The 11,635-nt window shown below is 62.4% G+C and carries 12 protein-coding genes; 7 read left to right on the plus strand and 5 right to left on the minus strand.

The genetic code is table 11. The annotated features are described in order from the left end of the window. Positions 1-45 precede the first annotated feature (45 nt). Positions 46-471, minus strand: coding sequence for a ribosome maturation factor RimP (gene rimP / locus JNO51_RS10270; protein ID WP_215776705.1), 426 nt, complete (start codon positions 469-471; stop codon positions 46-48). Continuing rightward, the gene (locus tag JNO51_RS10275) at positions 413-706 is read right to left on the minus strand and encodes a hypothetical protein (protein WP_215776708.1); all 294 of its coding nucleotides are present in this window, start codon (positions 704-706) and stop codon (positions 413-415) included. Before JNO51_RS10275 ends, rimP begins: the two co-directional genes overlap by 59 nt. A 38-nt stretch (positions 707-744) precedes the next feature. Between JNO51_RS10275 and JNO51_RS10280 the strand changes: the two genes are divergently transcribed. From JNO51_RS10280 to JNO51_RS10310, 7 genes are all read left to right on the plus strand, one after another. Beyond that, positions 745-2,427 carry a long-chain-fatty-acid--CoA ligase gene (locus JNO51_RS10280; protein ID WP_215776710.1) on the plus strand — a complete coding sequence of 561 codons (1,683 nt, stop codon included), beginning with the start codon at positions 745-747 and terminating at the stop codon, positions 2,425-2,427. A gap of 143 nt (positions 2,428-2,570) precedes the next feature. Beyond that, positions 2,571-2,921: an arsenate reductase gene (locus JNO51_RS10285; RefSeq protein ID WP_215776712.1), complete on the plus strand. Its 351-nt coding sequence runs from the start codon at positions 2,571-2,573 to the stop codon at positions 2,919-2,921. Beyond that, the gene (dapE, locus tag JNO51_RS10290) at positions 2,918-4,045 is read left to right on the plus strand and encodes a succinyl-diaminopimelate desuccinylase (RefSeq protein WP_215776714.1); all 1,128 of its coding nucleotides are present in this window, start codon (positions 2,918-2,920) and stop codon (positions 4,043-4,045) included. The genes JNO51_RS10285 and dapE overlap by 4 nt, the downstream gene beginning before the upstream one ends. A gap of 65 nt (positions 4,046-4,110) precedes the next feature. Then, positions 4,111-4,743 carry a MarC family protein gene (locus JNO51_RS10295; RefSeq protein WP_215776716.1) on the plus strand — a complete coding sequence of 211 codons (633 nt, stop codon included), beginning with the start codon at positions 4,111-4,113 and terminating at the stop codon, positions 4,741-4,743. A 174-nt stretch (positions 4,744-4,917) separates the two neighbouring features. Continuing rightward, entirely contained in the window at positions 4,918-6,213 is a 1,296-nt protein-coding gene (locus JNO51_RS10300) for a C1 family peptidase (protein WP_215776719.1), read from the plus strand. 192 nt (positions 6,214-6,405) lie between these two features. Next, positions 6,406-8,220: a C1 family peptidase gene (locus tag JNO51_RS10305; RefSeq protein WP_215776721.1), complete on the plus strand. Its 1,815-nt coding sequence runs from the start codon at positions 6,406-6,408 to the stop codon at positions 8,218-8,220. A 190-nt stretch (positions 8,221-8,410) separates the two neighbouring features. Next, the gene (locus JNO51_RS10310) at positions 8,411-8,824 is read left to right on the plus strand and encodes a LysR substrate-binding domain-containing protein (protein ID WP_215776723.1); all 414 of its coding nucleotides are present in this window, start codon (positions 8,411-8,413) and stop codon (positions 8,822-8,824) included. Here JNO51_RS10310 and recR read toward each other — a convergent pair. From recR to dnaX, 3 genes are read right to left on the minus strand one after another with little or no spacing between them, the layout of a single operon-like run. After that, positions 8,729-9,325, minus strand: a complete 597-nt coding sequence (gene recR, locus JNO51_RS10315) for a recombination mediator RecR (RefSeq protein WP_215776725.1) — start codon at positions 9,323-9,325, stop codon at positions 8,729-8,731. The two genes, JNO51_RS10310 and recR, sit on opposite strands and share 96 nt — an antisense overlap. Then, positions 9,325-9,663: a YbaB/EbfC family nucleoid-associated protein gene (locus JNO51_RS10320; protein ID WP_215776728.1), complete on the minus strand. Its 339-nt coding sequence runs from the start codon at positions 9,661-9,663 to the stop codon at positions 9,325-9,327. Before JNO51_RS10320 ends, recR begins: the two co-directional genes overlap by 1 nt. A 3-nt stretch (positions 9,664-9,666) precedes the next feature. Continuing rightward, a complete protein-coding gene (gene dnaX / locus JNO51_RS10325; RefSeq protein WP_215776730.1) occupies positions 9,667-11,613 on the minus strand; it encodes a DNA polymerase III subunit gamma/tau in 1,947 nt (648 codons plus the stop codon). Between the last annotated feature and the right edge of the window lie 22 nt (positions 11,614-11,635).

An 11,635-nucleotide genomic window follows, 5' to 3' on the forward strand; every position in this document is an offset into this window, starting at 1 on the left:
CTCCGGAATTCTTGTCTTGTTCGTGGCCCAGTGCCGTCCAGATCTTTAGAACTCAGGCTCCAGCCTGGCCTTGTCGATGTTGGCGAACGGAATTTCCACGATGCGGCCTTCTACCTCCAGCTTGAGGACACCGTCCTCGAAGCCGGACAGTCGGCCGAGAAATTTCTTTTGCTGCTCGATCGGCATGCGCAGCTTGATCTTGGCAAGCTGCCCGGTGAAGCGCACGAAATCGGCTTCCTTCTTCAGGGGGCGATCCAGCCCCGGCGAAGAAACCTCCAGCCGGTCGTAATCCACCTCTTCCACCATGAACAGGCGGGTCAGGTGATTGCTGACCGTCACGCAGTCTTCAACGGTGATGCCACCGGGCTTGTCGATAAATACCCGCATGCCACCACCCGGTGCCAGCTCGAGATCAACCAGTTCGTAGCCCATGCCCGGCAACGTATTTTCCAGCAGCAAACGCACATCCATTGCTTTTCCCACAAATAAAAAATGGGCGAATCGCCCATCCATAATCGCCGGGATTGTAACGCATTTCGGCCAAAAAGGAAACCGAGTCGCTATTACTTCCGACTACCCCATATTCATCAATTTTGACGCAAGATAATCCCTTATGTAAATTAGCAGCGCGAATGTCATAAACATAGCCATAACCATAATACGCAAACAACGCCGAGACGACGCCAGCAGCCACACGCAGCGGCATGCCCGTGCGCGCTCGCAGCACGACGGAGAAGCCTTACGATGGATAAGATCTGGTTGAAAAACTACCAGGCGGGGGTCGCCCACGACATCGACATCAATGAGTTCAAATCGATCGTCGAAGTGTTTGAACGCAGCGTGAAGAAGTTCAGCGATCGTCCCGCCATGGCGAATATGGACAAGATCCTCAGCTATGCCGAGCTGGATGCCTTGAGCGCTCACTTCGCCTCCTACCTGCAACATCAGCTCAAACTGACCAAGGGCGCCCGCGTTGCGGTCATGATGCCCAACCTGCTGCAATACCCGATCTGTGTCTTCGGCGCGCTGCGCGCCGGTCTGACCGTGGTCAATGTCAATCCGCTCTATACCCCGCGCGAGCTGGAGCATCAGTTGAATGATGCCGGCGTCGACACCATCGTGATTCTGGAAAACTTCGCCAATGTGCTGGAAGAAGTCCTGCCGCGCACCAAGGTCAAGCACGTCATCGTGACAGCCATTGGCGACCTGCTGGGCTTCCCCAAGGCGCAACTGGTCAATTTCGTGGTACGCAAGATCAAGAAGATGGTGCCGGCCTGGCAGATCCGCGGCCACATCCGTTTTAATGATGCACTGGCGCAAGGTCGCCGCCAGCCGCTGACCCCCGTCGAGATCGGCCACGAGGACATCGCCTTCCTGCAGTACACCGGCGGCACGACCGGCGTCGCCAAGGGTGCCATGCTGCTGCACCGGAACATCGTGGCCAATATGCTGCAGGCCGGTGAATGGGTGAAGCCGGTCATTCGCGAGGGCGAGGAAATCATCATCACTGCCCTGCCGCTCTACCATATCTTCTCGCTGACCGCGAACTTGATGATCTTCACCGAGGTTGGCGCACTGAATGTCCTGATCACCAATCCGCGAGATATCCCGGGGTTCATCAAAGAGATCAAGAAGTACAAGGTCACCGCGATGACCGGGGTCAACACCCTGTTCAATGCCCTGCTGAACCATCCGGATTTTGCCACGGTCGATTTCTCGACCTGGCGGCTGGCGCTCGGGGGCGGCATGGCGGTGCAGAAGGCAGTCGCCGACAAATGGAAGGCCGTCACCGGCGTGACGCTGGCCGAAGCCTACGGTCTGACCGAGACCTCGCCGGCGGCCTGCATCAACCCGCTGGACATGCCGGCCTATAACGGCACCATCGGTTTGCCGATTCCCTCGACCGAGATCCAGATCCGGGACAGTGAAGGACGCGAGGTGCCGATGGGAGAATCCGGCGAGCTGTGCATCCGCGGACCGCAGGTGATGAAGGGCTACTGGAATCGCCCGGACGAGACCGCCAAGGTCATCGACAGCGAAGGCTTCCTGGCCACCGGCGACATGGCGATGATGACCCCCGAGGGCTACGTCAAGCTGGTTGACCGCAAGAAAGACATGATTCTGGTGTCGGGTTTCAATGTCTATCCGAACGAAATCGAGGATGTGGTCGCCGCCATGCCCGGCGTGATGGAAGTCGCCTGCATCGGGGTGCCGGACGAACACTCCGGCGAGGCGGTGAAAATCTTCGTGGTACGCAAGGACCCGAAGCTGACCGAGGACGATATCAAGCAGTACTGCCGCCACAACCTGACCGGCTACAAGGTTCCGCGCCAGATCGAGTTCCGCGACGAGCTGCCCAAGACCAACGTCGGCAAGATTCTGCGTCGCGCACTGCGTGACCAGGAGGTTGGCAAAGTCGCAGCCTGATCGCTGTTTGTCGCTCTCGCACAAAACACTGGGCCCATGCGGACGGGATATTGCAAAAACCCGACCCCATGGGCCCAAAATCATGTTTCTCGCCGCAGCCGATGATAAGATCATCACTTTGATCGCCACTACCCCCTTGCGCCATGACCATTGTTTACGGCATCCCCAATTGCGCCAGCGTCAAGAAAGCCCGCCAGTGGCTGGAAGCGCAGGGCATTGATTACACCTTCCATGATTTCAAGAAGCTGGGTATCGACAGCGAGCATCTGACGCGCTGGGTGTCGGCCTGCGGCCTGGACCGGGTACTCAACCGTAAAGGCACCACCTGGCGCGCACTGTCGGAAAGCGAGAAGAGCGCGGCCGACACGCTGGCCGGGGCTCTGACGCTGATGGAAACCCACACCTCGCTGATCAAGCGGCCGGTGATCGTGCACCAGGGGGGCATCCTGCTGGGCTTTGACGCACCCGCCTATCAGGAAGCATTCGGCCGATGAACGATACCCTCTCTCTGGCACAAGCCCTGATCCGACTGCCCTCCGGCACCCCCGACGATGCCGGTTGCCAGGACATGATGATTACCAGGCTGCAGGCAATCGGCTTCCAGATCGAACGCCTGCGCCACGGTCAGGTCGACAATTTCTGGGCCCGGCGCGGCAGCAGCGGCCCGCTGGTCTGCTTCGCCGGCCACACCGATGTGGTACCCAGCGGACCGCTGAATGGCTGGGACAGTCCGCCGTTCGAGCCGACCATCCGTGATGGTTACTTGTATGGCCGCGGGGCGGCCGACATGAAGACCTCGCTCGCGGCGTTTGTCTGTGCCATCGAGCAATTCGTGGCTCAGCATCCGGACCACCCGGGCTCGATCGCCCTGCTGATCACCTCGGATGAGGAAGGCGACGCGGTGGACGGTACGGTGCGAGTGGTCGATGCGCTGCAAGCGCGCGGTGAAAGCATTGATTACTGCATCGTCGGCGAACCGACCTCGGTCGACCGTCTCGGCGATACCATCAAGAACGGCCGTCGTGGCTCGCTGTCCGGCACCCTGGTGGTCAAGGGGCAGCAGGGGCATATCGCCTATCCGCATCTGGCGCGCAATCCGATTCACCTGCTGGCACCGGCGCTGGCCGAACTGGTCGCGACAGAGTGGGACCATGGCAACGCGCATTTCCCGCCGACCTCCTGGCAGGTGTCGAACCTGACGTCAGGCACGGGCGCCAGCAACGTCATTCCGGGCACCGCCGAGCTGCGCTTCAACTTCCGCTTCTCGACAGAGAACACCGCCGAATCGCTGCAGGCCAAGGTGCATGCCATTCTGGACCGCCACGGCCTCGACTACGATCTGAGCTGGTCGCTGTCCGGCAACCCCTTCCTGACCGAGCCGGGCAAACTGACGCAGGCGATGGGTGCGGCGATCCGTACGGTCTGCGGTATCGAGACCGAGCTGTCCACCACCGGCGGTACGTCGGACGGCCGTTTCATCAAGCGCATTGCGCGAGAGCTGGTCGAATTCGGACCGGTCAACGCCACGATCCACAAGCTGAACGAGCGAATTGCGCTACAAGATATCAATCCTTTGACGCAGGTCTACTTTAATACGCTGGAAAACCTGCTGATTTGAGGTATCATCTTGCGCGGCAGTCTTTTCTTACCCTAGACCGCCCAAATTTCTGACAGAAAGACGGCATGGAACTCGAAGTTAGCAAAATTTTCATGGCACTGCTGGTGCTGATCAACCCGCTGTCGGCGGTGCCGATCTTCATCGGCCTGACGCCGCACAGCAGCCAGGCCGAGCGCAAGAAAATCGCCAAGCTGGCCTCGATCACCATTGCCGCGGTGGTTTGCCTGTTCTCGCTGGTGGGCCAGGGCCTGCTGAGCTTCCTCGGCATCAGCATCGGCTCCTTCCAGGTTGCCGGTGGCCTGCTGGTGCTGATGATTGCGCTGGCGATGATGAACGCCCAGGAAACACCGACCAAGACCACCGATGAAGAGCGCAGCGAAGCCGAATCCAAGGCGAATATTGCCGTGGTGCCGCTCGCCATTCCGCTGATGTCGGGTCCGGGTGCGATCTCCACGGTCATCATTTACGCCACGACCGCCCATACCTGGATTGATGTGGCCAAAATCATCGTCAGTGGCCTGATGGTGGCGGTGGTCTGCTACGGCGCCCTGAACATGGCCACCCCGATCAGTCGCGTCCTGGGCAAAACCGGCATCAATATCGTCAACCGGGTCATGGGCATGTTGCTGGCCGCCCTGTCGGTAGAAATCATGGTCGACGGTCTGTACCGTCTGTTCCCCCATCTCGGCGCACACTGATTCCCCGGTGCGCGTGCCCGCCGGCACGCGCCGCCCCGCTCCACTTCAGCACAGACTTCCCGCCGCCTCAACTGGTGCTCCGTACCGTTGTTGACCGACAGCGGCCAGACCATGATCGCGCAGACCGTGCCCGCCATGGTGGCCAAACGGTTCTACGATGGGAGTTCTGTCCTCATGCAAACCTCGATCTCTCGTGTCGGCAAAGCGCTGACACTGCTGCTGTTCGTCACGGCGGCTCATGCCGAGCCGCCGATCAGCGCCACCCAGCAGCAAATCAATCAGGCCATCCTGCAGACCGATGCCGGCTGGAGCACCCGGGTATCGCCGGTTTCCGAGCTGCCGCTGGAGCAAAAAAAACGGCTGACCGGCGTCCCGCAGGGTGCACCGCCGGTGATGGCCGGCGTGGAAACGAAACGCTATCAGCCGAGCGCCGGTACGCTACCCGGCCTGTTCGACTGGCGTACGGTCGGCGGGCGCAGCTATGTCACGCCAGTCAAGAACCAGGGGAACTGCGGCAGTTGCTGGGCCTTTGCCGTGACCGCCGCGCTGGAGTCGCGCGCGCTGATCTCGGCCAACACGCCGGGCAAAAACCTCGACCTGTCCGAGCAGATCGTACTGTCGTGCAGTCAGGCGGGCAGTTGCGATGGCGGCTGGCCGCATCTGGCCAACGGCTTTCTCACCCGAACGGGCAACGCCGATGAGGGCTATTACCCCTACAGCGCCGCCAACGGGGCATGCAGCCTGGCGCAAAGTGGCTGGCAGGACGCCAGCTACCGGCTGAAAAGCTGGCAATTCGTTACCCAGGGCCAAACCCCCAGTGTTGATCTGCTGAAGAACGCGCTCTACAACAGCGGACCGCTGGTCACCACCATGCGGGTCTTTAACGACTTTTTCTATTACGGCTCGGGGGTCTATCGTCATGTCGCGGGTGATTATGTCGGCAATCACGCCATTGTAATTGTCGGCTGGAACGATGCTGACCAGGCCTTCATCGTCAAGAACAGTTGGGACACCAGCTGGGGCGAGGCGGGCTTCTTCCGCATTGCCTATAGCGAAATCAGCGGTGATTCGCAATTTGCCACCCAGATGACGCTGGCCGACGGCGACGTGACCGCCCCCGTCCACCCGCCGGCGCCCCCCGCGCCCACGGTCTTGCTCAGCCCGGTCGGCGACAGTGTGCCGATTCGAACGACGTTCAGCTGGGGCGCTGTGCCCATGGCCGATCGCTATTACCTGTATGTACGTGACAGCAGCGGACGGATGGTATGGCAGACGTCACTGTTGGCCAGTGAAGCAGGTTGCACCACCTCGACCGGGATTTGCCTGTACAAGGCCAGCAACTCACTGAATGCCGGCAGCGACTATCAGTGGCAGGTGCTGGCTGCCAACGGCCGTGGCTACAGCCCGTGGAGCCGTGCCACCGCCTTCCGCACCGCCGCCACAGGAAAAGCCGGCGGCGGCCAGGACTAAGGCAACACGGGCAAATCGCTGCCCACCCCACTACAGCAGTCAAATGGGCCACCGGCAACTGGTTGATTGATCCGTTGCCGCGCCCTGCCCCACTTCCGACACTTCAGCTCAGGCTCCTACGGCGGCGCATCATCCCGATGCCGCCGATGACAGGTGAGCCCGTTGTCTCTCTTCACAGAATGGACCCCGACCATGAAGACTCTTTCCCTGCGCAGCGGGCTGCAGTGCATGCTGCTGACGCTATCGCTGATCGCCTTGCCGGGCTGGGCTGCCGCACCCGAAGAACCGGCCAGACTGAGCGAGCAGCAAGTTGCCCGTGAGCTGGCCAGCATCCAGCTGGCGATTCGCCAGAGCGGCGCACAATGGCAAGCTCGTGCCACGCCGGTCGCCAACTGGACGCCGGAAGCCAAAAAAAGACTGACCGGCCTCAAGCCAGGCGGCAACAAGACACCGTTCATCAATCCCAAATACCAGCAGCGCAAGCCGGGGCTGGCGGCCCTTCCCGCCAGCTTTGACTGGCGCAACCTGAATGGCCACAGCTATGTCACCTCGGTGAAGAACCAGGGCAATTGCGGCAGTTGCTGGGCCTTTGCCGTGACGGCGGCGCTGGAGTCACGGGCCCTGATCAGCGCCAATACGCCGGACAAGAATCTGGACCTGTCCGAACAGATCGTGCTGTCGTGCAGTGGCGCGGGCGATTGCGGCGGGGGCTGGCCGGATCAGGCCTCCAATTTCCTCAAGTCTCCCGGCAACGCCAGTGAGGCCTACTATCCGTATACCGCCGACAATGGCAGCTGCAGTACCGCGCGCCCGGGCTGGCAGTCGCAGAGCTACAAGATCAACAGTTGGCAGTATGTGGTGCAGAACGCCACCGCCACGGTGGATGTACTGAAGAATGCGCTGTACGCGACGGGTCCGCTGGTGGTCACGTTCCGCGTTTTCAATGATTTTTACTATTACGCAGGCGGGGTCTACCAGCATGTCAGCGGCGACTGGGTAGGCGATCATGCCGTGTTGCTGGTGGGCTGGAATGATGCCGATCAGGCCTTCATCGTCAAGAACAGCTGGGGGGAGAGCTGGGGAACAGCCGGTTTCTTTGAAATCGCCTACAGCGAGCTGGCCAGCGACGTGCAGTTCGGCACGGAAATGGTGCTGGCGGATGGCGCGGTCACCCCGCCCGACTCGCCATGCCAGTTCAAACTGGCGCGCAACAGCGGCACCATGAGCGCCGTGGGCGGCTCCAGCAGCGTCAGCGTCAACAGCAGCAAGACCTGCGCCTGGAGCGCCAGCAGCGACGCCAGCTGGCTGCAGATCACCGCCGGCAGCAGTGGAGCCGGTCATGGCACGGTACGTTACCTGGTCGGCGCCAACCGCAGCACCGACAGCCGTACGGCGCACCTGACCATTGGTGATCAGTCTTTCACCCTCACCCAGTCAGGCAACAAGGCCGGCGTACCGATTTGCAGCCTGAGTGCCGACCCGGCCTTTGTTGGCCGTGGATCGCCCAGTCATCTGAGCGCATCCTGCCAGCCTGCGGCCAGCAGCTACCGATGGAGCGCCAATACTGGCCTGAGCAACACTGACAGCAGTGGCGACGTCACGCCGCAGAATGACACGACCTACAGTGTCATCGGCAGCAATGCGGCCGGCAGCGGCAACAGCGCCACGGTGACCGTGACCGTGGGCGAGCCGGTACCGGTCAAACCGACCGGCCTGCTGGCCCCCTCCGGCAACAGCAGCGAGATCAAACCAACCTACCGCTGGCAGCCGGTTCCGGGCGCCACCCGGTATTATCTGAATCTGCGCGAAAACAACGGCCCCACCCTCTATACCGGCCAGTTCTCCCCCGATCAGCTGGGTTGTGCCAGCGGGACATGCAGTGTCACGCCGGATGCGGCACTCAGAAACGGCGGCGACTATATCTGGGTACTGCTGGCGGCCAATCATTCTGGCAGCAGCCCGTGGAGTGAGCCTCAGTCCTTCAGTGTCATACTGAACCGCCCCTGAGGCCTGCAGCTGCCGCCCCTGGGGGCGGCAGCTTTCTTCATTGCCTGCAACTGTACGACGAGTGGCTGCTGCCGGTGTGCAGTCCGCACGATGCTGCCCGGCTGGCGCTGGCACAGGGGGTCAAGGCACTGGCCGGGGCGCGCTTTATTCATTGCACCGAATCCATCGACAGCTTGTCCCCGTCCCTGGCGTGGCAACACTGGCGGCACGATCAGGGAGAGACGCTGGAAGTACAGCAACGGCAGACCGTGTTCAATCATATGCCGAGATGGCCTTGCAGGCGGCGGTCAGTGGCATGGGCGTAGCGATGGGACGACGTTCGCTGCAGGCGGAAGCACTGCGCGACGGACGCCTGGTCGCGCCGTTCCCGGCCGGTCCGTCAGGCTATCGCTACGATCTGATTTGTCCGGCAGGGGAAGAGAAACGGCCACGCTTTGCCGCCTTCGCCGGATGGCTGGCGGCACAGGGGTGGCCGTCCATGAAACAGGCCCGACAGCCTGAACGGCTGTCAGGTCGTACGGCGCTCGTACAGGGCTTGTGCCAGGGTGCCGGGATCGACGTGCTCAAGCTCGCCGCCCACCGGCATGCCGCGCGCAATGCGTGACACTTTGAGGCCGCGCTGCTTGAGCAGTTCGCTGATCATGTGGGCGGTCACCTCCCCTTCGGCGGTGAAGTTGGTCGCCAGAATCACCTCCTCGACCACGCCGTCCTGGGCGCGCAGCAAGAGCTTGTCGAGATTGGCCTCGCGCGGTCCCAGACCTTCCAGCGGCGAGATGCGTCCCATCAGCACGAAATACAGGCCGTCGTAGCAACGGGCCTGCTCCAGCATCAGCAGGTCAGCCGGCATCTCCACCACGCACAACTGGTTCTGGCTGCGCTCGGGGTCGGCGCACAGATTGCACAGCGGGGTTTCGCTGAAGGTATTGCAGCGCTCGCAATGCACCAGACTGCTCAAGGCACGATCCAGCGCCCGCGCCAGTTTCTCCGCGCCGGCCTGTTCGCGCTGCAGCAGGTGGAAAGCCATGCGTTGGGCCGATTTCGGCCCAACGCCCGGCAGTACCTTCAACGCTGCGATCAGTTGATCGAGCGAAGGCGGGTTTTTCATCAGAACGGGAATTTCATGCCCGGGGGCAGGCTGAGGCCATTGGTGAAGCCGGCCATTTTCTCCTGCGAGGTCGCTTCGGCCTTGCGCACGGCATCGTTGATGGCCGCGGCGATCAGGTCTTCCAGCATTTCCTTGTCATCGGCCGCATCGCTGAGCAGGCTGTCGTCGATGGCAACGCGCTTGACATCGTGGCCGCAGGTCATGACGACCTTGACCATGCCGGCACCGGACTGGCCTTCCACTTCGATACGCGCCAGTTCTTCCTGCGCCTTTTTCATGTTTTCCTGCATTTGCTGCGCCTGCTTCATCAAGCCGGCCATACCGCCTTTTCCGAACATTGCTTACGACTCCTGAACGGGTTGAATGGTATCCGTGAGCAGTGTGGCATCAAAATCGCGCACGAACTGCTGAACCACGGCATCGTTTTCCAGTGATTGTCGCGCCGCCGCCAGTTGTGTCTGGCGTTCGCGGGCATCCTTCATGGCCGGGGTTTCCAGGCCAAGATCCTCGACCGAGACGGTCACTTGCAGCGCACTGCCGAAACGCTCGGCCAGCACACTCTTGAGTTTTTCCTGATAGTCGCGCGCCGCGAGGTGGCGAAAGCTTTCCGGCACCGCCAGTGCCAGCAGCTGACCATCGTAGGACTTGAGCATGGCATTCTGTGCCAGCATGCGCGCGGCGCCCATGCGCGGGCCCAGCTCGCCGATCAGGCTGATCCAGTCGCCATCAAACACCGCCGGCACGGACGGCGCTGCCGGCGGCTCGGCCACCCAGTCGTCATCGACCGGTCGGGGGGTGGCCAGCTGGATGTCATCGTCGTCATCCCAGGGCGGGCTGTCCTGCGCCTCGGGTTCGCGCACCGCCGGGGCAGCGGCCACCACAGGGGCCGGTGCAGCAGTCTCCCGCGGAGGCTCGGCGGGTCGGGCGGCCGCAGCCACCGGCGCGGTCGGCGGTACCGCCGCAACGGGTGCGGGTGCCGGTATCGCAGCAGGCTCGGGCTCTTCCGGCGCCGCCGGTTCGGCCGCCTGCTCACGTGCGGCAGGACGGGCGCTGCGTCCGGACAGTTGCGCCAGCAGATCACGTGCCGGGGTCGCCGTACTCGCCGCCGCTGTCGCGGCATGGGCCGCCGGTGCCGCCGGCGCATGGGACGATGACTGGGCGCGCGGGATGGCCGGCGCCGAAGACGTCGCGACTTCGCCCGCATGGCGCGGATGGAAGGCCAGCATGCGCAGCAAGGTCATGGAGAAACCGGCCAGTTCATCCGGTGCCAGCGCCAGGTCTCGACGACCGTGCAGGGCAATCTGGTAATACAACTGAACATCTTCCGGCGCCACGCGCGCAGCCAGCTGGGTCAGCGCCTCTCGCTCCGGTTCGTCCTCGGCAATGGCGGCCGGCACGCTCTGCATCAGCGCCACCTGGTGCCACAGCAGGGCCATCTCGGCCAGGGCGCCATCAAAACCGATGCTGCGCTCGGCCAGCTTGCCGGCTTCCTGCATCAGTCTGGCACCATCCCCCTCGGCCAGGGCCTCGGCCAGCACGAAAAGGTAGCGGCGGTCGACTGCGCCGAGCATGGCACGGACGCCCTCTTCCCGGACTTCACCCACCCCGTAGGCGATAGCCTGGTCAAGCAGCGACAGGGCATCGCGCATCGAGCCGGAGGCGGCGCGGCCAAGCAAAGCCAGCGCCGGGGCCTCATAGCTGACGCCCTCCTGCGCCAGCACGTGCGCCAGATGGCCGGAGACCTGCTGGGGCGTCATATTGCGCAGATTGAACTGCAGGCAGCGCGACAGCACGGTGACCGGCACCTTCTGCGGATCGGTGGTGGCGAGAATGAACTTGACGTGTGCCGGCGGCTCTTCCAGCGTTTTGAGCATGGCATTGAAGGCGCTCTTCGACAGCATGTGCACTTCGTCGATGATGTACACCTTGAAGCGGCCGATGCTTGGCGCGTACTGGGCGTTTTCCAGCACTTCGCGGATGTTGTCGATGCCGGTATTGGAAGCCGCGTCGATTTCCAGCAGATCGACAAAACGACCGGCGTCAATCTGCCGGCATGCCGGACACTCGCCACAGGGCTCGGCCCCGACGCCGACTTCACAATTGAGGCTCTTGGCCAGAATGCGGGCAATCGTGGTTTTACCTACCCCGCGCGTACCGGTCAGCAGATAGGCATGATGCAGCCGCGCATCGGTCAGCGCATTGGACAGCGCACGAACCACGTGCTCCTGGCCGACCAGGTCGGCAAAGCGCTTGGGACGCCACTTACGGGCAAGAACTTGATAGGTCATGGAGGCGGATTCTAATGGCAAT

It is taken from the genome of Paludibacterium sp. B53371 (assembly GCF_018802765.1).
GTDB lineage: Bacteria > Pseudomonadota > Gammaproteobacteria > Burkholderiales > Chromobacteriaceae > Paludibacterium.